The organism is Psychromonas sp., assembly GCF_047632995.1.
Taxonomy (GTDB): domain Bacteria; phylum Pseudomonadota; class Gammaproteobacteria; order Enterobacterales; family Psychromonadaceae; genus Psychromonas.
Window position 1 is genome coordinate 32,926 of record NZ_JBLIEK010000011.1, and the last position, 23,854, is coordinate 56,779.

General features: G+C 41.6%; 23 protein-coding genes. 15 read left to right on the forward strand and 8 right to left on the reverse strand.

The features are described 5' to 3' along the window. The first annotated feature begins 260 nt into the window (after positions 1-260). Positions 261-2,534 (forward strand): penicillin-binding protein 1B, encoded by a 2,274-nt coding sequence (gene mrcB / locus ACJAT7_RS03755; protein ID WP_415225456.1) that lies wholly within the window; start codon positions 261-263, stop codon positions 2,532-2,534. Between the two features lie 7 nt (positions 2,535-2,541). Beyond that, a complete protein-coding gene (locus ACJAT7_RS03760; RefSeq protein ID WP_415225457.1) occupies positions 2,542-2,997 on the forward strand; it encodes a tetratricopeptide repeat protein in 456 nt (151 codons plus the stop codon). On the opposite strand, the gene ACJAT7_RS03765 is transcribed toward ACJAT7_RS03760, so the two are convergent. From ACJAT7_RS03765 to ACJAT7_RS03775, 3 genes are read right to left on the reverse strand one after another with little or no spacing between them, the layout of a single operon-like run. Then, positions 2,974-3,225 carry a hypothetical protein gene (locus ACJAT7_RS03765; protein WP_415225458.1) on the reverse strand — a complete coding sequence of 84 codons (252 nt, stop codon included), beginning with the start codon at positions 3,223-3,225 and terminating at the stop codon, positions 2,974-2,976. The two genes, ACJAT7_RS03760 and ACJAT7_RS03765, sit on opposite strands and share 24 nt — an antisense overlap. A gap of 15 nt (positions 3,226-3,240) precedes the next feature. After that, positions 3,241-3,798: a peptidylprolyl isomerase gene (locus ACJAT7_RS03770; protein ID WP_415225459.1), complete on the reverse strand. Its 558-nt coding sequence runs from the start codon at positions 3,796-3,798 to the stop codon at positions 3,241-3,243. 15 nt (positions 3,799-3,813) lie between these two features. Next, positions 3,814-4,410, reverse strand: a complete 597-nt coding sequence (locus ACJAT7_RS03775) for a YajG family lipoprotein (RefSeq protein ID WP_415225460.1) — start codon at positions 4,408-4,410, stop codon at positions 3,814-3,816. Between the two features lie 1,108 nt (positions 4,411-5,518). Here ACJAT7_RS03775 and uvrB point away from each other — a divergent pair. Beyond that, a complete protein-coding gene (gene uvrB / locus ACJAT7_RS03780; RefSeq protein ID WP_415225461.1) occupies positions 5,519-7,531 on the forward strand; it encodes an excinuclease ABC subunit UvrB in 2,013 nt (670 codons plus the stop codon). 564 nt (positions 7,532-8,095) lie between these two features. Then, a complete protein-coding gene (locus ACJAT7_RS03785; RefSeq protein WP_415225462.1) occupies positions 8,096-9,274 on the forward strand; it encodes a cellulase family glycosylhydrolase in 1,179 nt (392 codons plus the stop codon). A 641-nt stretch (positions 9,275-9,915) separates the two neighbouring features. On the opposite strand, the gene ACJAT7_RS03790 is transcribed toward ACJAT7_RS03785, so the two are convergent. The 4 genes from ACJAT7_RS03790 to ACJAT7_RS03805 all read right to left on the reverse strand — a co-directional run bounded on the left by ACJAT7_RS03790 (position 9,916) and on the right by ACJAT7_RS03805 (position 13,505). Next, positions 9,916-10,020: a DUF2474 family protein gene (locus ACJAT7_RS03790; protein ID WP_415225463.1), complete on the reverse strand. Its 105-nt coding sequence runs from the start codon at positions 10,018-10,020 to the stop codon at positions 9,916-9,918. Beyond that, positions 10,020-11,018: a cytochrome d ubiquinol oxidase subunit II gene (cydB, locus tag ACJAT7_RS03795; protein WP_415225464.1), complete on the reverse strand. Its 999-nt coding sequence runs from the start codon at positions 11,016-11,018 to the stop codon at positions 10,020-10,022. The genes ACJAT7_RS03790 and cydB overlap by 1 nt, the downstream gene beginning before the upstream one ends. A 12-nt stretch (positions 11,019-11,030) precedes the next feature. Next, positions 11,031-12,419 carry a cytochrome ubiquinol oxidase subunit I gene (locus ACJAT7_RS03800; RefSeq protein WP_415225465.1) on the reverse strand — a complete coding sequence of 463 codons (1,389 nt, stop codon included), beginning with the start codon at positions 12,417-12,419 and terminating at the stop codon, positions 11,031-11,033. Between the two features lie 504 nt (positions 12,420-12,923). Beyond that, positions 12,924-13,505 carry a Maf family protein gene (locus ACJAT7_RS03805; protein WP_415225466.1) on the reverse strand — a complete coding sequence of 194 codons (582 nt, stop codon included), beginning with the start codon at positions 13,503-13,505 and terminating at the stop codon, positions 12,924-12,926. 125 nt (positions 13,506-13,630) lie between these two features. Here ACJAT7_RS03805 and yceD point away from each other — a divergent pair, with 125 nt between their 5' ends. From yceD to mltG, 10 genes are all read left to right on the forward strand, one after another. Continuing rightward, on the forward strand, positions 13,631-14,152 hold the full coding sequence (gene yceD / locus ACJAT7_RS03810; RefSeq protein WP_415225467.1) for a 23S rRNA accumulation protein YceD: 522 nt from the start codon (positions 13,631-13,633) through the stop codon (positions 14,150-14,152). A 17-nt stretch (positions 14,153-14,169) separates the two neighbouring features. After that, on the forward strand, positions 14,170-14,343 hold the full coding sequence (gene rpmF / locus ACJAT7_RS03815; protein ID WP_415225468.1) for a 50S ribosomal protein L32: 174 nt from the start codon (positions 14,170-14,172) through the stop codon (positions 14,341-14,343). A gap of 7 nt (positions 14,344-14,350) precedes the next feature. Continuing rightward, the gene (gene plsX / locus ACJAT7_RS03820; RefSeq protein WP_415225469.1) at positions 14,351-15,391 is read left to right on the forward strand and encodes a phosphate acyltransferase PlsX; all 1,041 of its coding nucleotides are present in this window, start codon (positions 14,351-14,353) and stop codon (positions 15,389-15,391) included. After that, positions 15,384-16,343: a beta-ketoacyl-ACP synthase III gene (locus ACJAT7_RS03825; protein WP_415225470.1), complete on the forward strand. Its 960-nt coding sequence runs from the start codon at positions 15,384-15,386 to the stop codon at positions 16,341-16,343. The genes plsX and ACJAT7_RS03825 overlap by 8 nt, the downstream gene beginning before the upstream one ends. Before the next feature lie 95 nt (positions 16,344-16,438). Next, positions 16,439-17,380, forward strand: a complete 942-nt coding sequence (gene fabD / locus ACJAT7_RS03830; RefSeq protein ID WP_415225471.1) for an ACP S-malonyltransferase — start codon at positions 16,439-16,441, stop codon at positions 17,378-17,380. A 2-nt stretch (positions 17,381-17,382) separates the two neighbouring features. Continuing rightward, on the forward strand, positions 17,383-18,117 hold the full coding sequence (gene fabG, locus ACJAT7_RS03835) for a 3-oxoacyl-ACP reductase FabG (RefSeq protein ID WP_415225472.1): 735 nt from the start codon (positions 17,383-17,385) through the stop codon (positions 18,115-18,117). A 165-nt stretch (positions 18,118-18,282) separates the two neighbouring features. Further along, positions 18,283-18,516, forward strand: a complete 234-nt coding sequence (acpP, locus tag ACJAT7_RS03840) for an acyl carrier protein (RefSeq protein ID WP_415225473.1) — start codon at positions 18,283-18,285, stop codon at positions 18,514-18,516. A gap of 201 nt (positions 18,517-18,717) precedes the next feature. Next, positions 18,718-19,959, forward strand: coding sequence for a beta-ketoacyl-ACP synthase II (gene fabF / locus ACJAT7_RS03845; RefSeq protein WP_415225474.1), 1,242 nt, complete (start codon positions 18,718-18,720; stop codon positions 19,957-19,959). Positions 19,960-20,032: 73 nt separating this feature from the next. Then, a complete protein-coding gene (gene pabC / locus ACJAT7_RS03850; RefSeq protein ID WP_415225475.1) occupies positions 20,033-20,854 on the forward strand; it encodes an aminodeoxychorismate lyase in 822 nt (273 codons plus the stop codon). A 1-nt stretch (position 20,855) separates the two neighbouring features. Further along, positions 20,856-21,851 (forward strand): endolytic transglycosylase MltG, encoded by a 996-nt coding sequence (mltG, locus tag ACJAT7_RS03855; protein WP_415225476.1) that lies wholly within the window; start codon positions 20,856-20,858, stop codon positions 21,849-21,851. 224 nt (positions 21,852-22,075) lie between these two features. On the opposite strand, the gene ACJAT7_RS03860 is transcribed toward mltG, so the two are convergent. Then, the gene (locus tag ACJAT7_RS03860; RefSeq protein WP_415225477.1) at positions 22,076-23,398 is read right to left on the reverse strand and encodes a 6-phospho-beta-glucosidase; all 1,323 of its coding nucleotides are present in this window, start codon (positions 23,396-23,398) and stop codon (positions 22,076-22,078) included. Between the two features lie 159 nt (positions 23,399-23,557). Between ACJAT7_RS03860 and ACJAT7_RS03865 the strand changes: the two genes are divergently transcribed. Beyond that, the coding region (locus tag ACJAT7_RS03865) for a LysR family transcriptional regulator (RefSeq protein ID WP_415225478.1) at positions 23,558-23,854 on the forward strand (297 nt) is incomplete at its 3' end.

Here is a 23,854-nt window from a genome sequence, read left to right on the forward strand (position 1 = left end):
ATATATTAAGTTCTCCAGTTGAGATTAGCGAACTGTTATTAATAAAATAATACAGTTTATGGTAATACTATTACTGCTATTTTTAGCCAATTCTATCTTTTCTTAACAACACCGTTATTTACTTATTAGCATTGTTGATCATTTGCAGGTGACAAGAGTGGCGAGCGGTTTGAAGCCTGAGCCTTTCCTGTTATAAATAAGAGTCCGATGCAGCTTATACACGAGACTGCAGCGACGTAACCCGTAACCCAGAGGTCTAAGTGGCTATTAAAAATAAAAAATTCAGATTTACATTATGGTGGAAAGTTATTCTGCTATCGGCGGTGATTGCACTGGTGGCGATCATTTATCTAGATTTCACTATCCGTTCCACCTTCACTGGTAAGAAGTGGTCTGTACCATCAACCGTTTATGCGCGCCCCTTAGAATTATACCAAGGTGCACAGTTAACGGTGAGCGATCTCAAAATAGAGTTAGGCATGCTGGGCTACCGTTTTGTATCTCGTCTTGAAAATCCGGGACAGGCAATAGTCAATGGCAATAAAGTTACAATTTATACCCCAGGTTTTCAATTTAGCGATGAGCTTGAACCTGCCCGTAAAATATCGCTGCATCTACAAGATGACAGGGTCTCCAAACTTGTCAGTGATGATGGTGCGGAACTGGTGCGTCTGGAGCCGCTTGCAATCGGCGGTATTTATCCTTCTCACCATGAAGACAGATTATTAGTGCAGCTATCTGACGTCCCCTTGCCGCTGCAGGAGATGTTAGTTGCCGTGGAGGATGACCGCTTTTATAGTCACTTTGGCATCTCTTTTCGCGGCATTGCCCGTGCATTAATGGCCAATATTAAGGAAGGGGGAATTTCTCAAGGCGCTTCAACGCTGACCCAGCAACTGGTTAAGAATTATTACCTGAGCTCCGAACAAACGCTAACGCGCAAAGCGAAAGAAGCGCTAATGGCTTTACTTATCGAGCTGCATTTCAGTAAGTCTGAAATTTTAGAAGGCTATATTAATGAGATTTATCTTGGTCAAGATGGTCCAAGAGCTATCCATGGCTTTGGCCTTGCAAGTCAGTATTATTTTAACCGTCCGCTCTCTGATCTGTCTTTAGACCAGCAGGCGTTATTGGTTGCTTTAGTGAGAGGGGCGAGTTTTTACAACCCTTGGCGTAATCCTGCCCGGGCCTTGCAACGTCGAAATCTGGTGTTAGATATTGCCGTTCGCGAAGCGCGTATCGATAGCGATGTAGCAGAAAAGGCCAAACAACGTCCACTGGGTGTTGGCTCCACTAGCGTTACACATAAACGACGTTATCCAGCTTATCTTGATCTGGTGCGCAGGCAGTTGCAGCGAGACTATAAAGAAGAGGATCTAAGCTCTAATGGCCTCGCCATTTTCACCTACTTTGACCCACTGGTACAAAACAGTGCAGAATCAAGTCTGAGCACCGCTATTGCCAAACATGAGTCCAATGGCGACAGCGCTGAACTTCAGGGAGCAGTAGTTATTACGAGACCAAACACAGGTGCCGTGATCGCCATCCTTGGTGGTAAAGATGGACGCTATGCCGGGTTTAATCGTGCCTTAGATGCCCGCCGCCAAGTGGGTTCATTGCTTAAACCTGCTGTCTATTTGAGCGCGCTTGAGCAGCCTGAAGCTTATACCCTTGCTACTTTGATCAACGATGACGAATATACATTATTGATGCCTAATGGTGATCCGTGGGTTCCACAAAATTTTGATCGCAAGGATCATGGTGAGGTGTTGTTATATAAAGCATTGGCCAGCTCTTATAATCAAGCTACTGCGCGCTTAGGTAACACCATCGGGCTGGATAAAGTGGTGGATACAGTACATCGTTTAGGGGTGGAACAGGACGTTCCTGCCTTACCTTCGTTGACGTTAGGCGCTGTGGGTATGCTGCCCATTGAGGTTGCTCAGATCTATCAAACCATCTCCGCCGACGGTTTTTACACCCCTTTAATGTCTATCAATGCAGTTGTGGCACCAGGAGGTGCAGTATTAACCAGCTACTCTTTGGAAGTTGAACAACGTTTTGATAGAGCATCTATTTATCTCTTGAGTCATGCCATGCAGGCTGTCACTCATGAAGGGACAGCTAAATCTCTGGAATGGCTGCTACCTGAGTTTTCTGTTGCCGGTAAAACGGGCACAACCAATGATCTTCGTGATAGCTGGTTCGCAGGTTTTTCCGGGGATATGATGGCTGTTGTTTGGTTAGGAAGAGATGATAATGGCAATACTGGTTTAACTGGTTCAAGTGGTGCCCTGCGCGTATGGGCGGATATTTTCAAGCAGCGCTCGCGCCTGCCTATTCAAAATTTACCACCGCAGGAGATCAATATAGTATGGGTTGACAAAGATACAGGGCAAGGTAGCCAAGAGTCTTGTACAAATGCGATTCCATTACCCTTTATTGTCGGCTCAGAGCCCGAGGAAGAGATTCGTTGCCGGCGAGGAGCCGCCGAGGTCATTGATTGGTTTAAACGTTTAGTCGATAAAATGTGAGAAAATTATGAATATTGTTAGAAAAATTTCACTACTTTGCATGCCATGGGTTTTAGTTGCCTGTAGCACACTGCCCACAAGATCGCCTGTGGAAGAGGTTATAAGCCCGCCGACACAGGGAACTCAACCGAAAGAAGAGGTTCCCGAAGCGCCTGTTGTTAAACCTCAGGAACCCTCTGTTGATAGCGCAGCAATAGCACCGCCTGCCGTGTTTTCTTTACTGCGGCGCGCTGAGCTGCAGGAGCAAAATGGCGATAATAGATCTGCAGCATCTTCGCTTGAACGGGCGATTAGAATGGCACCTCGTTACCCTGGTAGTTATTACCGTTTAGGGGAACTGCGTTATCGTGAAGGTGCTTACCGTCAAGCTGTATCGCTTGCCCAAAAAACACTTAGCCTTGGCGCAGAGGGAATATTGCGCCAGCAAGCTCAAGATTTGTTAAAGAAAGCACGAGCCCACTAAACAGTGAAGAGTGATGGGTGATGGGTGATGAGTGATGGGTGATGGGTGATGAGTGATGAGTAAGGAGTGATGGGTGATGGGTAAGGAGTGATGGGTGAAGAGTAAGGAGTGATGGGTGATGGGTAAGGAGTGATGGGTGAAGAGTAAATAGTGAGGGGGTAAGGAGTGATGGGTGATGGGTAAGGAAGAGGCTTGTAGTTCATCTGGGTAACGCCAATGTTTGACCATTGGCGTATTTCCTTTTTATTTTTGCTCGCCGGGATTTAAGCTAATACTGTTGATAATAACCGTTTGCACCGGTTTATCTGCGCCTCTGGTTTGAACCGTGGCAATGGTATCAACAACATCCATTCCTGCTGTTACTTTACCAAATACGGCATATCCCCAGTTGCTACTTCCAGCATCTAAAAAAGCATTATCTTTATGGTTGATAAAGAACTGTCTGGTTGCTGAATGAGGGGCGGAGGTTCTTGCCATAGAAATGGTGCCGCGCTCATTACTCAGGCCATTGCGTGATTCATTTTCGATTGCCGCAAAGGTATCAAATTTCTTGCCGGATTCATTTTCACCGCCACCCTGGATCATAAAACCATTAATAACACGGTGGAAAATGGTCTGTTTAAAGCCATCTTTTTCTATATAAGCGAGAAAGTTTGTGACAGATTTTGGGGCTTTATCCGGGAAAAGTTCGATAATAATATTCCCTTTTGAGGTGTCAATAACAACACTTGGATTGGTCGCCGCAAAAGTAGAGGTACTGGTCAAAAGTACAAAAAAAGCTAACAGTTGTTTTATTTTCATTAAGTAATTCCTTATTTAAATTTTTTGCAGTTTAGCGTTAAGCTCAGAGTCGTGAAGGATTTCAGTTAATAATTGTGATAACTGATCGTTTAATTGTTTAGTTACTTTTTCCACATCAGCAGTAAACACCCCTTCTTCGCCAAAACGAGAGTTAAATGTTTTGTTGAATATTTTGTTATCAGCGTGCAATTTTACTTTAATGATGATGTTTGAATCTATTTTGTAAGTCAGGCTATTTTGCTCAACTTCTGCCAGCAGTTTAATAAGCTGGATATCAATTATATTGGCGCTGTCAGCTTGAATTGCTAACCCCTGTTTTATCCATTGTTCCTGTAAAACCTTTTCAATAATGACGCGGCTATTGCGTGACTCATTGACCAGACGGGCTGCATTTTCATTATCTCCATTTTCTATGGCAATAAGGTAATGTGCAATACGTTGATCCTGGCTATGAACGCCCCAAATTAAGCTGCCCATAAGCGGCTCCGTTTTTTTGAATGATAACTCAGGCTGCAGTTGAACGCTTGTGGGAGAGGTACTGCAAGCCATTAATAAAACGGTGCTAGTAATTAATATTGCTCTATAAGCTTTTTTTAATAATAAATAAGTCACGATTATTTCCTGTAGATAAATGGTGGTGAAGATCATAGCAAATAAATTTGTTTTATATTTTTATTTACACAAAGGAACGGCTGTTTTTTGAACGGGATAAAGATTAAAAGTTAAATAGATGCTAACAAAAGGTTAATTTTCTTTTAATTTACCCCATTATTAGCTTATTGATCATTGTTACTCTTATTTACATGTTTTTTCTGTTTTTGTATGAAATACGATCAATTTACAAAAATATTTATTTGTCAGGATCTTATAAAATATTCTTGCAACAGACTGTGAAGCCTATGGCTTCTAGCTTCAACGTGGTTATCCACTTTTTCTGTGGATAACTCTGTGGGGACTTTTATTAAAACAGCCTGAAAGCCTGATTATCACTTAGCTCGCCGGTCATTGCAGCAAAAACAAACAAAACAATAAGTCCATAAAAAACAAGTAGTTACTAATGTCAAGTTAGCTTGTTTAGTTTTTGTTTGATTGTTTTTCTTAAAAATTAATTTATTTGTAAGTCAATAATTTTCTGTGGGTTATTTAAATTTAAATTTTAACAAATTGATTGACAACTAAAAATTAAAGAGAGTTTTTATTGTTTTTTTTATAACCGTTAGCGGAGTGCTATTTCTACTAAATCCCCCTTAGGATCATAATTTAACCTTAGCGAATTTTATTGCAGCAGAGAATAAAAGTAGCAAAAAGAGCTGTAATGCTTTAAGTAAGTGATTAAAATTCACCATTGGTGGAGATATCTGTTCCAACTCGATTTTTAGAGATGTTTCATGTGATAGAAAAAGGCAGTAAAAAAAGAGGAGAGATCCATAGTGCGATAGGGATCTTGGATTTACTGTATTGGCAACTAACTAGCATCTAGATCATAGCGACGCTAAAGCGCGCCGGGAAGCCGTTCAAGCAAACTTTTTTAGGGGCCGAGAATGTTTAAGTTTGTAGCCATTTAGAATAAGATAGTGGATATCGGCTAGCTTGTTACGCTGTTATTTATTTTAGGGAAGCTAATGACGCTATTACCAATTTAGGGTCTGAAGCCAGTCACTTTTTTGATCTGTTAAGGGATCTGTTTTTAAGTGCTTTTAGTATAGGTAGCGAGGTTATTATGAAAAAAAAGTTTCAATTATCATCGGCATTTTTGCCCGCGGGAGATCAGCCGCAAGCTATCGAAAAATTAGTTGATGGTATTGAATCTGGGCTGGCTTTTCAGACGTTACTGGGGGTTACCGGCTCAGGGAAAACATTCACCCTGGCCAATGCTATTGCGCAGTTAAACCGTCCGACATTAATTCTTGCACCCAATAAAACATTAGCGGCGCAGCTGTATGGTGAAATGAAAGAATTTTTTCCTAATAATGCAGTTGAATATTTTGTCTCCTATTACGATTATTATCAGCCGGAAGCCTATGTGCCAAGTTCCGATTCCTTTATAGAAAAAGATGCGGCGGTTAATGCACATATTGAGCAGATGCGTTTGTCCGCTACCAAAGCGTTATTAGAGCGTGAAGATGTGGTGTTGGTTGCTTCTGTTTCTGCTATTTATGGTCTGGGTGATCCTGATGCCTATTTAAAGATGATGCTGCACCTAACGGTCGGAGAGATAATTTCCAGTCGAGAAATCCTGCAACGTTTAGTGGCTCTGCAATATAGTCGTAATGACACCGAATTGAGTCGGGGCACTTTTCGGGTGCGTGGCGAAGTGATAGATATCTTCCCGGCAGACTCAGAAAAAGAAGCATTACGTATTGAACTGTTTGATGATGAAGTGGAAAAGATCTCTGTTTTTGATCCCTTAACGGGCCAGCAGCTCGATAACCTTACCCGTGTCACCATCTACCCTAAGACCCATTATGTCACGCCGCGGGAGCAAATTTTTAAAGCCGTTGATGCTATTAAAGTCGAGCTTAATGAGCGTAAAAAAGAGTTTCTTGAGCAAAATAAATTAATTGAAGAGCAACGTATCTCGCAGCGCACCTTATACGATATCGAAATGATGACTGAGCTGGGTTACTGCTCGGGGATTGAAAATTACTCGCGTTATCTGTCGGGGCGCGGGCAGGGGGAAGCACCGCCTACTCTGTTTGATTATCTGCCCAAAAACGGCTTGCTGATTATTGATGAGAGCCACGTTACCGTGCCGCAAATTGGCGCTATGTATAAAGGGGATCGCTCCCGTAAAGAAAATCTGGTTAATTATGGTTTTCGTTTGCCCTCTGCTCTGGATAATCGGCCACTCAAATTTGCGGAGTTTGAGAAACTTGCGCCGCAAACTATCTATGTTTCTGCCACGCCAAGTGATTATGAAATAGAAAAGTCGCAAGGCGATATTATCCGTCAAGTGATCCGCCCGACCGGATTACTTGATCCTGAAATCGAGGTTCGGCCCGTTAACACGCAGGTGGATGATCTGCTTTCTGAAATTAATTTGCGCATCCCGCTTAAAGAACGCGTTTTAGTGACCACGTTAACCAAAAGGATGGCGGAAGATCTCACTGATTATCTGAGTGAACATGGCGTTAAGGTGCGTTATTTACATTCCGATGTGGATACGGTTGAGCGTGTTGAGATTATACGCGATCTGCGTTTGGGGATCTTTGATGTACTAGTTGGCATCAACTTACTGCGCGAAGGGTTAGATATTCCAGAGGTCTCCCTGGTGGCGATATTAGATGCCGATAAAGAGGGGTTCTTGCGTTCAGAGCGCTCGCTAATTCAAACCATGGGCCGTGCGGCACGTAATTTAAAAGGCAAGGCGATTTTATATGCAGCGCGAATCACAGGTTCAATGCAAAAGGCGATTAAAGTGACCGAAGATCGCCGTCTCTTGCAGGATCAATTTAATAAGGCCAATGGCATTATCCCGCAAGGTTTAATCAAGCCGGTCAGTGATGTGATGCAGCTTGGACAGCGCAATCTTAAAAAAGGTAATAGTAAGCAGGATAAAGTCGCCGAGTATAAGGCGAATTACCAAATCAGGAGTGAGCAGGAGATCCTTAAACAGATAGCTAAACTGGAAAAAGAGATGTTTGCCTTTGCTAAAGATCTTGAATTTGAAAAAGCCGCCCAGCTCAGAGATGAAGTATCTAAACTGCATGAAATGTTGGTGACCATGGGCTAGGGGCTGACCTTTCTGATACGAATTTTGTTCGATATAAATATGCTTTAAGCAGGGGGTTAGGAGCGAGGCATCGTTATTCTATATAAACGACGAATAACGCAGCGCGAGATCCGTCTTGTTTAAAGTAAGAACAAGTTATCGTAAAAATGCACACGAAAAGTCAGTCCTAGCACTGACTTTAATTCTCCATATAGCTCTCTAATAGGAAGAGCACTTACTTGTTTTCCAACTGCTAAATCAATCACTTCCTTGCTCTTCTTCTTTGACTTGTCATTTTACATAAATTGCTAATTAACTCCTCTCAATTTGATTTTTTATTCTATTTTTATGTTTTTATTGTTTTATTTAGTTGATCTTTAACGGCCGGAATTTGACTTTTAATTGTTACATGTTACAAAAGCCAGATATTGTGCATTTTTAACTTAACTAATTGTTAAATTAAAAATTTAATGATCTGTCAGTTTGTCAGGGGCAGATCTTTAATTTTGATGTCAAGATTAAAGACCCTTTTGGTTCTTCTAGGCGTTGCAGATTTTTGTTACATACCATATAAGGAAATCCATAATGAATATGAAAATGTCGTATCGTAGTTTAATCAAACGTTGTTTCTTACCATTAAGTTTAGTTGCTGCATCATGTCAATATGCACTTGCTGTTGAACCTTTAACCGTGGCTAATGGCCAAGTGTTCGCTGGAGGAGAAGCGAAAAGTTTTGCGGGTCCAAGTCTTTTTTGGAGTAACACTGGATGGGGTGGAGAGCGTTTTTACACTGCAAGTGATGTGCGAAAAGCGAAAACGGAGTTAGGTGCAACGTTGATTCGTGCCGCGATTGGACATGGTGCCAATGGCGGATTAGATTATGATTGGCAGGGTAATATTACCCGTCTTGATAAGGTGATCGAAGCTGCTATCGAAGAGGATCTTTATGTCATTGTTGACTTTCATAGCCACCATGCCCATGAAGATATGCAAATGGCTGAACGCTTCTTCACTCATGTTGCGACAAAATATGGTCATTACGATAATATCATTTATGAATTATACAATGAGCCGCTACAAATCAGTTGGTCAAATACGATAAAACCCTATGCAGAGCATCTTATTGATAAGATCCGTGCAATAGATCCGACGGGAATTATTGTGGTGGGGACACCGAATTGGTCACAGGATGTAGATGTGGCTTCTTATGATCCGATTAATCGCCCGAATATTGCTTATACCATCCATTTTTATGCTGGCACACATGGGCAGTATCTTCGCGATAAAGTACAAATTGCACTGAATAATGGTGTTGCCTTAATGGCTACAGAGTGGGGGGCTGTGAATGCAAGTGGTGATGGAGCTGTTAATAAAGCTGAAACTGACGCATGGATGGCACTGTTGAAAGCCAATAATATTAGCCATGCCAACTGGGCCCTTAACAATAAAGCGGAAGGTGCCTCAATGTTTACAGCAGGTGGTAGCTGGGGAAGTTATACCGAATCAGGTAGTTATGTGAAAGAAGTTATTGCTAATTGGTCTGACGATAATGGCGATAATGGTAATGGGCTGCCAGTTGGGAAATGTGAGGGTGTTAGTCAATATCCGAATTGGACGCGTAAGGATTGGGTCGCTGGTGAGCTAAATCATCAAGATAAAGGTGATGAGATGCAGGATGCAGGTAAGAAGTATCGTGCTAATTGGTATACCAAATCTAAACCTGGCAGTGATGCATCATGGAACTTTATTGAAAATTGTCAGTAGTTAAAGTTTTATAATTAATCGGTTTCGAGGGGCTGTTGAATAGAGTTTTTTCAACAGTACATCGGCAACCACATTCAGACAAGCGCCAGTGATATCATACTGGCGCGGATTAATGCGGACCCTGACGGTTCGAAAAAGAAAAGGCTTAATTTCAATTCAGAATTTTTGACTGTTCTTTCTCGATGGAAACTCGAAGTCGTTTGTTTCTTAGTTTTTACCCTCTTCAGTCATTTTAATAGATAATTTTCCCTGTTTTTCGAGATCTGTTTCCATTCTCATTCTAGTTTGATATTTATTCTCAAAAGTCAGGTCTGAATGGCACTCAATTAAGGCGGTATCCTTTGGTATCATTAATAATTTTGGGCAAAGCTAATGGGTGACACTATTGATTTTGCGGTAGCCCTCTCTATATTGCAGGGCTGACCTTTTAGCGAAAAATGCATGTCAGCCTGAGATTCTTTGCGGGCTAATGGAAACCTCATTTAGGTAAGCATCTGCTGATAATTTACATTATGATTGTATTGAGCAGACATATTGCAAAAATAGGTGAATATTTCCTTGGGATTTAACAATGAGAGTAATCCAGTAAACACTTTCACTGGATTATTATTCCATTTATCTGCGATTATCTGTCTTCTGCATTATTTAATAACAAAACGAAGTAAATATGCGAATATAGTCAGTGCGAGAACACTTCCTCCCCAAAGTATAATCATCCAACCCCACTGTTTAATTAATCGTTTCATTAGTGATACCCCTCTTCATGTTTTAATTTCCCTCTGAACACCCAATAGGCATAAGCGCTATAGGCGATCACCATTGGTAATAAAAAGGCGGTACCGGCAAGTAAAAATTTCAAACTACTGTCCGGCGCGGCTGCATCTGAATAAGTGACTGCAAAAGGAACAATGTATGGAAATGTACTCACAGAAAATCCGATTGCGGATACTAAGAACAGCCCAATGGCAAATAAATAAGCTCGTACAGCTCGGTGATTATTTAAGGATTTAAACAACTGCCAGATACAAATTACGGCCATCACGGGCACAGTAAAATACAGTATTGAATTAGGCAGATTGAACCATCGCAGAGAAACTATTTGGTGACTGAGTGGCAACCAAGCACTGACAATGACAATACAAAAAACTAATGCCAAGCCCCAACGTTTAGCCACACCATAGTATCTTTCAGCTAACTCATTGGGTAGCTTGATAACCAACCAACATGCACCTAGTAGTGCGTATGCACAAATGGTTGCAAATCCACAGAACAAGGTGAATGGCGTTAACCAATCAAACCAACCACCGGCATAACTTCGCCCCTCTATTTCGATACCTTGTAACATAGCCCCGAGCATGATCCCTTGCATTGCAGCGGCAGCAAGAGAACCAACAAAAAAAGAAGTATCCCAGATAAATTTTCCGCGTTTAGTTCTGAATCGGTATTCAAATGAAACACCTCTTAACACTAACCCCAGTAACATAATCATTAATGGCGCATAAAGTGCAGGCATAACAATGGAATAGGCGAGTGGAAATACAGCAAATAATCCCCCTCCACCGAGTACCAACCAAGTTTCATTACCATCCCAAACAGGCGCAATACTATTCATCATTAAGTCACGTTCTGACTCCTCGGTAGCTTTGGGGAAAAGAATGCCTATTCCCAAATCAAATCCATCGAGAACAACGTAAATTAACACCGCTAAACCAATCAGCCCGTACCAAATTAATGCGTAATCCATATGTTGTTACCTCTAAGTTAATCGATTAGGGTGAGAAGCGGGTGGTACTTGGGCACCGTCTGCAAGTCGTGGATCTAAAGACTTTTCATATCGCGTCGGGGACTTACGCATTAGTCGAATAAGATAAAAGAATCCCGCACCAAAAACACAAAGATAAACAACCACAAAGGCCGCTAGCGAGAAACTGATCGCTAGCGCATCGATTGGCGATGCAGAATCGACGGTCCTTAATAATCCATAAACGGTGAACGGTTGTCTGCCAACTTCAGTGGTGATCCAGCCTGAGAGCACCGCGACAAAACCAGCGGGGCCAAATAGAATGCAAACCCGATGAAAAAGTGGCATATCATAAAGCCTGCCTTTTTTACGCAACCATAAGCTGAAGAGACCAATCATTAACATAGCAAAACCAATTCCGACCATCACCCTAAAGCTCCAAAATACGATTGAAACAGGTGGATGATCGCTTTCAGGAAATGCATCAAGGCCTTCCACTCTGCCATTCAGGTCATGGGTTAAAATAAGGCTGCCAAGCTTCGGGATGGCGACCTGATACCTCATTTCCTTTGCTTGGTCATCGGGAATACCAAATAGAATGAGTGGGGCACCATCGTGAGATTGGTAATGCCCCTCCATTGCTGCAACTTTTGCGGGTTGATGCTGTAGGGTGTTTAAGCCATGCAGGTCTCCGGCAATAATTTGAATAGGGGTAACAATGGTGATCATCCACAGCGCCATGGAAAACATGGTTTTTGCTAAAGGATTGTGAGGCGCTTTGATTAAATGATAAGCCCCCACTGCGGAAACAACCAAGGCAGTGGTCAAATAAGACGCTAATAACATGTGTACTAATCGGTAGGGAAACGAAGGGTTAAAAATAATAGCGAACCAATCATCGGGAATAAATTGCCCGACTTCATTGATAGCATAGCCGGCTGGGGTCTGCATCCAACTGTTGACTGAAAGTATCCAAAAAGCGGACAGAAAAGTACCAAATGCGACAACACAAGTAGATGCAAAGTGTAGTTTTTTACCCACTCGTTGCATACCAAATAACATCACCCCCAGAAATCCTGCTTCTAAAAAGAAGGCTGTTAAAATTTCATATCCCATTAGTGGCCCAAGAATAGGACCCGTCTTATCTGAGAATACACTCCAGTTAGTGCCAAATTGATAGCTCAGTACAATCCCACTGACAACCCCCATACCAAAACTGACGGCGAATATTTTCAGCCAATATTTATATAGCTGAATATATTTTTCATTTTTTGTTTTCAACCAGAGGCCTTCTAATACCGCCAAATAGGATGCCAGTCCAATGGTAAAGGATGGGAAAATAATATGAAAAGCCACGGTAAATGCAAATTGAAACCGTGCTAAATCTAATGCCAACGTATCCATAGTTGCTCCAAAAAGTTATCTACAGATATTTACGTGTTGGAAACTAAAAAAGATCAATTTTCCATTAAAAAGATTAAAACCACTACCACGCACACTTCATGCGACTGCGAAACTGCGTTTCGGTTCGCATTCATTAACAGAGGCGCTGCACGCTACACAGAGGAAAAACTAACAGACTAAAATATAAGATAATTATTATTTTCTCTGTTTTTCCTCATTTTACTCTGTGGTGCAATTTTTTGACGTATTTTTATCTTTTCCCATTCTTACCTGAGTTAAGTGCATAAGCATGAAAGATAATAACTATGAAACAAAAACAGGCGAATTTATTCGTGGGGCAGATTTAACTTAATAGTGGTTATCGACTGCTATTTATCGAGACTATTAGAAAAAACTGTCTTTAAACTAATAATTGAGGGGATTAAAGGAAACAACTCGGTCAGCTAAGCCTTTTTAAAATTTGGAGTTGATAAAAAGGCTTTTTATGGTGTGCTATTAACGTGTTTAGATTACCGCAACACCCTCATTCTCTAGCATTGTAATCAAAGATATTAATGGTAGACCAACCAAGCTATTGGGATCTTTGCCTTCAAAAGATTCAAACAGGGCAATACCATAACCTTCACTTTTAAAGCTGCCTGCACAATTGTAGGGCTGCTCTTTTTCAAGATAATGGTTGATCATTGTGTCGCTCAACACTCTAAACTGCACCACATAAGGTTCAACCAGCGACTGAATATTGCCTGTTTTAGTGTTAATTAAAGCCAGGCCAGTATAGAAGGTGATGCGTTTGCCACTGGCAGCTTTTAATTGTTTAAATCCGTTTTCAAAATCCCCCGGTTTGCCAAGGATTTCACCGTTATTAACACATACTTGATCGGAGCCAATAACCAATGCATCTGCGTAGGCTGGGCAGATAGCTTGTGCTTTTGCTATCGCTAAACGCTCGACTAACTGTATTGCCGTTTCACCGTTAAGCGGTGTTTCATCGACGTTTGGTTTCGCCGTCAAAAAAGGTAGATGGATCTTTTCAAGAAGCGTTTTTCTAAACGGGGAAGTGGATGCTAAAACAAGCTTTTGTGGCATAATGGGCCCTATGATTATTGAATAATTGCTTTATTTTAGGGTCTGAAAAATAATAAAGCGATAACTTAATAAATAAATCGCTTTTTCTTTGACTATGTTGACTGCTATCTATATTATTCGCGACCATGCAAAAGATTAAACTACCGGTTAGCGTTGATCCTGTTCGCGCTGCTCAAAAGGGTTTGGAACTCGAAGGTCGAATTCCCAAAGAACTGATGAGCAGATTAGCAGATTCAACAATCAGTGTTCAGTCTGATATCGACACAGTTTTCTCATTTGATATTGATAAGCAAAAGCTGAGAATATTTCATGGTAAAGCCAGTGTCGTTGTAGAGCTAATTTGTCAACGGTGCAATGAGCCTATGCTGTATCAGTGTGAAGCTGAATTTACGTATTGTCCCGTTCATAACCAGGAACAGGAAAATAATTTACCAGGCGCCTATGAATCCATTTATTACGATGAAAATGGAGAGGTGAATCTTCATCAGGTTGTTGAAGACGAGCTTATATTGACACTTCCGCAAATTGCAAAACACGCAATTGCAGATTGTCAACAAAGTGAGTTTGAACTTACCTTTGGTGAAATTGATGAAGAAGAACAGCGTCCCAACCCATTTGATGCTCTAGCTCAGCTAAAGCGCAAATAACAAGCAGGAATTTTAAAATGGCAGTACAAAAAAGTCGTAAGACTCCGTCAAAACGTGGCATGCGTCGTTCACATGATGCACTAAGTGCTCCAGCACAACTTTCAGTTGATGCTACCTCTGGTGAAACTCACCGTCGTCATCACATGACTGCTGATGGTTTCTACAAAGGTAAAAAAGTAATCGAAGTGTAAGATTACTTTGCGTAACGTTACTATTGCGCTTGATGCCATGGGGGGCGATCTCGGCCCCCATATTTCTCTTTTAGCCGCTGCAAAATCACTGCAATTATATCCGGAATTATCGCTGCTTATTGTCGGTAATCAATCTCAACTGCTCCCTTTATTAAAAAAACATCAGCTTGTTGATCATCCTCGTTTGCGTTTTATTCATGCTGATAATTTCATCTCTATGGAAGATAATCCCATTCATGCCTTACGTCATGTTTCAGGTTCATCGATGCATATTGCGTTAGATCTCGTTGCGCAAGGTGAGGCTGATGCTTGTGTTAGCGCAGGTAATACCGGCGCTTTGATGTTGCTGGCAAAACAGGCGCTTAAAATGCTTCCCGGTATTTCCCGTCCGGCGCTGGTCTCGGGGCTGCCCAATAATTGCGCTGGCCATACTTACCTTCTCGATTTAGGTGCCAATCTGCAGTGTGACAGTGATACTTTGTTTAACTTTGCCATTATGGGTAGTGTACTTTGTGAAAAAGTAGAACAGTTAAAATGGCCTACCGTTGCATTACTTAATGTCGGTAAAGAAAATAATAAAGGCAGCGATATTATTAAACGCTGCGCAGATCTGTTAAAACAGACAAAACATATCAACTATATTGGCTTTATAGAAGCGAATGAGCTTTTTTCATGCAAGGCGGATGTTATTGTGACTGATGGTTTCAGTGGTAATATCGCGCTCAAAAGTTATGAAGGTATGGGGCTGGTATTCTTAGAACAATTAGATAAAGCGATTAATACAAACCTATATAGCAAACTGCTTGGTAAATTATTAAAGCCTATTTTAAAAAAGCAGCTAAAACATTTACACCCGGATATGTATAATGGCGCCAGTTTAATTGGGTTACGCGGTATTGTTGTTAAAAGTCATGGGAGTGCTAATGAAATTGCATTTTCCTATGCCATCGAACAGGCAATAAAAGAGATTCAGTGGCAGATTCCAGCAAGCATAGCAAAAAAGTTAGAAGCTGTTTTATCAGAGCGAGATTGTTTATCACATGAATAGCAAAATTACAGGTACGGGTAGTTATTTACCAGAGACAGTACGCACAAACGATGATTTAGAGAAAATGGTTGATACCAGCGATCAATGGATCACGACACGTACAGGTATTAAAGAGCGCCGCATTGCGAATAAGCAAGAGACTATTGCCTTTATGGGTAAAGAAGCTGCTTTGAACGCATTACAAGCAGCTAATTTATCCGCTGAAGACTTAGACTTAATTATTGTGGGAACAACCAGTAACCACAATGCATTTCCTTCGGCAGCTTGTGAAGTACAGCATTTATTGGGTATTTATGATATCCCTGCATTTGATGTATCGGCAGCTTGTGCGGGTTTCACCTATGCATTAAGTATTGCCGATAATTTTATCAAGGCCGGCAGTGCAAAAAACATATTGGTGATTGGTGCCGATGCACTGGCAAATACTTGCGATCCAGCGGATCGTTCTACTATTATTATTTTTGGCGATGGTGCGGGTGCCGCGATTGTCAGTGCAACAGAAGATGAAGGGATCTTATCAACCCATATCAATGCCGATGGCCGATTTGGTGAGTTACTTAAACTGCCTTACGCTGAGCGTGGTAGTGAATCAGCTATCCATAACTCCTATTTAACAATGGCCGGTAATGATGTTTTTAAAGTCGCAGTTAAAAAATTAAGCCAAGTCGTTATTGATACACTGGCAGCCAATAATATTGACAAAGAGCAACTTGACTGGTTAGTTCCTCATCAAGCGAATATGCGTATTATTAGCGCGACCGCCAAAAAACTTGGACTGCCAATGGAACAGGTTATTGTGACCCTTGAGAAACATGGCAACACGTCAGCCGCGTCTGTACCACTTGCTTTGGATGAAGGCGTCCGTAGCGGAAAAATTAAAGCGGGACAACTGGTCTTATTAGAAGCATTTGGTGGCGGATTTACATGGGGCAGTGCTCTAATTCGTATGTAAACATTTACAATGCTTGTTTTATAAACAAAGCTAAAACTATTAGAGTCCTGAGTTACAGTAATTAAAAGATGTATAAATATTAGGAATTTTAAAATATGACAAACTTTACTTTTGCCTTTCCTGGGCAGGGATCGCAAAGTGTCGCTATGTTAGCGGAACTTGCTGCAGTATTTCCCGTTGTTGTAGACACTTATAAAGAAGCAAGTGAAACACTGGGTTATGATCTATGGGAACTTGTTCAGCAAGGCCCGAGTGACGCGTTAAATCAAACCGATAAAACACAACCGGCTTTATTAACCGCATCTGTTGCTATTTGGCGCGTGTGGATCGAACAGGGTGGGGCAAAACCCGCTGTGATCGCGGGCCACAGTTTAGGTGAGTACTCAGCATTAGTATGTGCGGGCGTGATTGACTTTAAAGATGCGCTAAAGCTTGTTGAGCTGCGTGGTCAGCTAATGCAGCAGGCTGTTCCTGCGGGAACCGGCGCCATGTCTGCCATTATCGGTTTAGATAACGATAAAATTGCGCACTGCTGTTTACAAGCGGAGCAGGGGCAGGTTGTTTCGCCTGTTAACTTTAATTCTCCTGGTCAAGTTGTTATCGCAGGCAATAAAGAGGCAGTTGAGCGTGCCGGTGTTTTACTTAAAGAAGCGGGCGCTAAACGTGTACTACCTTTACCTGTCAGCGTACCTTCGCATTGTGCCTTAATGAAACCTGCCGCTGAAAAATTAGCGATTGCATTACAAAACATTGAATTTAAAACACCTGTCATTACCGTGATTAATAATGTTGATGTTATTGCAGAAACAGATCCCGATAAAATTAAAAATGCGCTTGTCCGTCAACTATTCTGCCCGGTTCGCTGGACTGAAATCATTGAAAAAATGGCGGCTCAGGGGATCTCATTACAAGTTGAAGCGGGCCCTGGTAAAGTGTTAACTGGTTTAGTTCGCCGTATCGATAAAAGCTTTACTGCTGAATTTATTAACGATAGCGCGAGCCTAGAAAATGCATTAACTGCAGTTAAAGGAGAATAATTATGAGTATGCAAGATAAAGTAGTATTAATTACAGGTGCCAGCCGTGGTATTGGCCGCGCAATTGCTGAAAGTTTTGCGGCATTAGGGGCGACGGTTTTAGGAACCGCAACAAGTGAAAACGGTGCTAATGCGATTAGTGACTATCTTGGTGATACAGGTAAAGGTTTTGTGCTAAATGTAACAGAAAACGATTCAATTAATACACTTTTTGCTGATATCAAAGCACAATACGGTGTTGTCGATGTATTAGTCAATAATGCCGGTATCACACGTGATAACTTATTAATGCGCATGAAAGATGATGAGTGGAATGATATTATCGAAACCAATCTAACGCCTATTTTTAAAATGAGCAAAGCAGCGCTGCGCCCAATGATGAAAAAACGTGCGGGACGTATTATTAATATTGGCTCTGTTGTTGGTACTATGGGCAATGCCGGGCAAGCTAACTATGCAGCTGCTAAAGCGGGTGTGATTGGTCTCACTAAATCACTGGCACGTGAAGTGGCAAGCCGTGGAATCACTGTTAATACAGTGGCACCGGGCTTTATTGAAACCGATATGACCAATGCATTAACCGATGAGCAGCGTGCAGCTACCTTATCTGCAGTACCAGCGGGCCGTTTAGGCTCAACGAAAGAGATTGCAGCGACAGTCGTGTTTTTAGCGTCTGAAGGTGCCGCTTACATTAACGGTGAAACTATTCACGTTAATGGCGGTATGTATATGGTTTAAGCTGAATTCTGATAAAGTAGAAAAAATAGTTGGAATTTAACCATTTATTGATTAAAATCCTCAAAATACTGGTCTAACCAGTGATAGAATACTTGAATATTAAATGCGATAGAATAAACTAGCGCCATTAATTAACGCAACCGTGTATCCACAAAGGAAAATAAAATGAGCAATATCGAAGACCGCGTAAAAAACATCATCGTTGAGCAACTTGGTGTTCAACTCGACGAAGTAGTAAATAATGCTTCTTTCGTAGACGATCTAGGTGCTGATTCTTTAGATACAGTTGAACTTGTAATGGCTCTTGAAGAAGAATTCGATACAGAAATTCCTGATGACGAAGCTGAAAAAATTACTACAGTTCAATCAGCGATTGATTACATTGAAAAAAATGCTTAATCATTCTTGCTAGAATGAGTTTGAAATATCAAAAGGCGGTCTTCAGACCGCCTTTTGTATTTATAAATAGTGGAAAAGTTAAATTAACTAAATGGTCTAGAAATTTATAAATGAGTAAAAATACCCAAACCACTTAAAGATGCAGATTCAAGTAGCTTGGGTATATTTAATCTAATTAGTTCGTCTTCAGGAGAAGTTATAGTGTCAAAACGTAGAGTTGTAATTACTGGTTTAGGTATGTTATCTCCGGTAGGTAATTCAGTTGAACAATCGTGGCAGGCAGTGCAAGCTGGTCAAAGCGGCATCTCCAATATCGAACATTTTGATACTGAAAAATTTGCTTGTAAATTTGCCGGCTTAGTAAAAGATTTTAATGTTGAAGATTACATGCCTAAAAAAGATGCCCGTAAAATGGATGCCTTTATTCAATACGGTGTTGTAGCTGCAGATCAAGCTTTTCAAGATTCGGGGCTTGTGGTTACCGAGGAAAATGCAGAGCGTATCGGTGTTGCAATCGGCTCTGGTATTGGCGGTATTACCACAATCGAAAGCAATGCGCATAACTTTGAAAAAAGTGGCCCGCGTAAAATTAGCCCATTTTTTGTGCCGGCTACAATTATTAATATGATTTCAGGACATGTCTCAATCAACAAAGGGTTGAAAGGTCCTAATATTGCGGTCACTACGGCTTGTACTACGGGTACACACAGCATAGGTCTGGCTGCGCGTATGATTCAATACGGTGATGCTGATGTAATGCTCGCTGGCGGTGCTGAGAAAGCATCGAGTCAATTAGGTATGGGCGGATTTGCTTCTGCACGCGCACTATCTACACGCAATGATTCACCGCAAACAGCAAGCCGTCCTTGGGATGAGTCTCGTGATGGTTTTGTACTAGGTGATGGCGCGGGTGTCGTGGTGCTTGAAGAGTATGAACACGCGAAAGCACGTGGCGCAAAAATCTACGCGGAATTTGTCGGTTTTGGCATGAGCGGAGACGCTTACCATATGACGTCACCACCAGAAAGCGGTGCAGGTGCAGCATTATCAATGAAAAATGCGATTAAAGATGCAAAAATTGCAGCGACAGATATTCAATATATTAATGCACATGGTACTTCAACACCCACTGGCGATATTGCAGAAACTCAAGCTGTAAAAGGTATTTGGGGCGAGAGAGCAAATGAAGTGATGATGAGCTCAACTAAATCGATGACCGGCCACCTGTTAGGTGCCGCTGGGGCGATTGAAGCCATTTTTAGTGTCTTGGCACTGCGCGATCAAGTTGCACCACCGACCATTAACTTAGTTAATCCAAGTGAAGGCTGTGATTTAGATTATGTGGCGGATGGCAAAGCGCGCCCTGCAAATATCGAATACGCACTCTCTAACTCATTTGGTTTTGGCGGTACAAACGGTACATTAATCTTTAAACGTATCTAGTTTTTTAAAATAAAGTTAGAATAAAAACCCGATTATCAGATCGGGTTTTTTTATGGCTTAAAGAAAATAAAATATGCTAATTAATGGAATAAAATCAACCACAATTGCAGCGACCGACCGTGGTTTAGCTTATGGAGATGGCCTGTTTTCAACGATAAAAGTTGAATATGGCAGGGTGCAGTTATGGGGCTATCACCTGCAACGACTACAACTCGGTGCGCAGCGCTTGTTTTTCCCCGATATTGATTGGCTATTATTAACCGATGAAGTTGAATCATTAGCAGTAAGTTTAGTAAAAGAGCCAGAAGCTGTGATCAAAATTATTTTAACGCGCGGCACAGGCGGTCGCGGATACAGCTCAGACGGGTGTGATTCACCGTCGCGCATTTTATCGAGTCATCCTTTCCCGCACTTTTATCAAGAGTGGCAAAAGGGGATTGACATTATTTTATGCCAGCAAAGATTGGCAATTAATCCGCAATTAGCGGGACTAAAAACATTAAACCGTTTAGAGCAGATCTTAATCAAACATGAGCTGGAAAGTCAGCAGGCTGTTGAAGGGATTGTTTGTGACAATGACGGTTATGTCATTGAAGCATGCAGTGCAAATATTTTTATCTACTTAGATAATCAGTGGCTAACGCCTAAACTTGATGGTTGTGGTGTAGCGGGTGTTAAACGCAGGCAAGTGATGGAGTCAGCAAAAAAAGCCGGAATAGCGATTTTAGAGAGCAAAATTAAAACGGCGGATCTGTTTAACGCACAGGCTTTATGTTTAACTAATGCATTGATGGGGCTCGTACCAGTAAGGCAATTGCAGTCTCATCGTTATCCACTGTCCGGTTTATCTTTTATGCAAAAATTACAATCATTATTACAAGAGGGAGATTTGTAACATGGCGATTAATAAAATCACAATGACGATATTAATTTTCCTAACCTTGCTATGCGCAGCTGCTTTTATCGCACAGAAAAAAATAGAAAATTATTTAACTATTCCTCGTATTGATAAAACCATGCTGTTTACGGTAAAGGCAGGCAGTAATTATTCGCGATTGGGAACGCGCCTTGCGGAGCAGTCAATTGTTAATGATCTTACGTGGTGGAAAGTGGTTGGAAAATTACGGCCCGAACTGATCAATATAAAATCAGGTACTTACCAATTACAAGAAGGCTCTAGTCTGGAAGATATTCTAACGATTCTAAATACAGGGGCTGAGCACCAGTTTAAAGTGACCTTTGTTGAGGGAACCACATTTAAGGAATGGCTCGCTATATTAAACAGTGCGCAATTCCTCAAGCCGCTTGATAAAAGTGAGCAGGAAGTTTTACAGGAGCTTGGCAGTCCCTATAGCAAATTAGAAGGGTTGTTATTTCCGGAAACTTACCATTATCATGCGCAAATGGACGCGCTGAAAATAATCCAAAAAGCCTATGATCACCAGCAGCAGATTTTAGATAAATTATGGTCGCTGCGGGATAAAAATCTTCCCTTAAAAACGCCCTACGAGGCATTAATACTTGCTTCCATTATTGAGAAAGAGAGCGGTTTTTCTGCAGATCGAGAAAAAATAGCGTCTGTCTTTGTCAACCGTTTGCGTCGGGGCATACGTCTGCAGACCGATCCTACTGTTATTTACGGTATGGGAGATAGTTACCAGGGTAATATCCGCAAAAAAGATCTGCGTGAGAAAACGGCTTACAATACATACCAGATTAACGGCTTGCCACCAACGCCGATTGCGATGCCCAGCGAAGCCGCTTTATATGCCGCCTTGCATCCGGCTAAAAGTAACTATCTCTACTTTGTCAGTAAAGGGGACGGTGAATCTTATTTTTCTAAGAGTTTAGTTGAGCATAATCGCGCCGTGCAGAAGTATATTTTAAAATAGTTATTACGCTTACCAAAAAGCCGATATTTATCGGCTTTTATAGAGGATAGTATCTATACCAAATCCGCTAATTTTCTATTCATTTATGCGGGTTAAAATGAATGCTAGCTTCGTTCTTTATTTTGTAATTAGAATAACTAGTTACTGCAATAAACGCCTTGCTTTCATCCATTTTTCCTTGCGCCTAAATAGATCATCTACTTAGTGGAATTGGTATTATTACTCTAATGCAGCAGGTGCGCAAACTGCGGCATAAAATCAATATTCTCGCGCACCGTTTCAAGCAATGCCGCCTCAAGTACTGAGCCGGTATTGACCAGAGGATTTAAAATAAGCGCCCGTCTTGCTTTGTTCAAATCTCCGCTGATGGCAGCCTCTACGGTGAGTGTTTCAAACTCTTTCATCAACTGCAGTAGACGCAGCGTATCGCTCGGGAAAGGGGCTACATTGAGTGGTAGCGGGCCGCTTTTAGTGATTATTGCGCTCACCTCAACCACGCAGTCATCAGCTAAACCTGCAATAGTGCCGTTATTGCGTGTATTAACATGCATTATGGTACGTTTATCATTGTAAATAGAACTCATTAATTCACAGGCTGCTTCCGAGTAATACTGGCCGCCGCGTTTTTCTAACTCTTTAGGCTTGGTATTGACTGTCGGATCGCTGTAAATGGCAAACAGACGTTTTTCCATCGCCTTTACAACCTCACCGCGTGTGCCTTCACCATTTGCTTCACCGAGTTCCTGCTCGAGAATATCCTGACTCATGTAGTAGTAACGCAAATAGGCACAGGGGATCATGCCCATGTTTTTTAACAGCTCAGCCGGCCATGCAAAAGCAGGAATATTGCTGGGTACCAGCGGATCATTACCGCTAAGAATCTGCTCAACAATATAATCCAGCTTGTTTTTTCCGTTATGCAGAATTTGTCGTGCCCAGATAAAATGGTTTATCCCCGCGACCTGCATAATGATCTCCTGCTCGTCGCAAGCAAGTAGCTCCGCAATCCCTTTTTGCATAATCACCGGCACATTACATAAGCCCACCGCTTTAACCTTAGTATGTTTGAGGACGGCTTCTGTGACCATGCCCGACGGGTTAGTAAAGTTAAGCAGCCATGCATCCGGGCACAACGCTTCTATCTCTTTACAAATTTCAAGTGTGATGGGGATAGTACGACAGGCATTGGCGAAGCCGCCCAGACCATTTGTTTCCTGCCCAATCATGCCGTATTTAAGTGAAATCCTCTCATCTCTAATACGTGCTTCCAGGCAGCCAGCACGGAATTGTGAACAGATAAAATCAGCATCTTTTAATGCAAGGCGACGATCGAGTGTGACCTCTACCTGAATAGCAAGGCCTGCTTTTTCAATCATGCGCCGGGCTAATCCGGCAATAATATTAACTTTTTCTTTGCCCTCTTCAATATCAACTAACCATAACTGCGCAATGGGCAGCTCTTCTGCTCTTTTTATCAGTCCCTCAATCAGTTCTGGCGTATAACTTGAACCCGCGCCGATAACCGTAATTTTTAAGCCGTTTTTCATGATCCTCTCCTGTATCTTAATATTAATGTATCTGATCTTATTTGACGCCCAATAAAGTTGACAGACAACCGAAATAAAAATTACTATCTATTAAAATTTTTAATGTATAACAGTGGAACTGTTAATCTCTGTTTTTCAATCAACAGGCACAGGATAGTTATGGATAATAAACAGGCACTGCTTACCAATATGCATACATTTAGTGTTGCTGCGCGGCATCTGAGCTTTACCAAAGCGGGAGAGGAGCTGTGTCTAACTCAGGGGGCGGTGAGCCATCGTATTAAAAACCTCGAGAAACAACTTGGATTTTCGCTGTTTGTGCGCCTTACCCGTCGTTTGGAATTGACACCGGAAGGGGAGCGTTTACTAGTGACATTAAATCACTCTTTTGCAGAAATTTTTTCCGAGCTAGACGATATACGTTTTAATGAGCTGCGTGGTGAGCTTTATATCGGT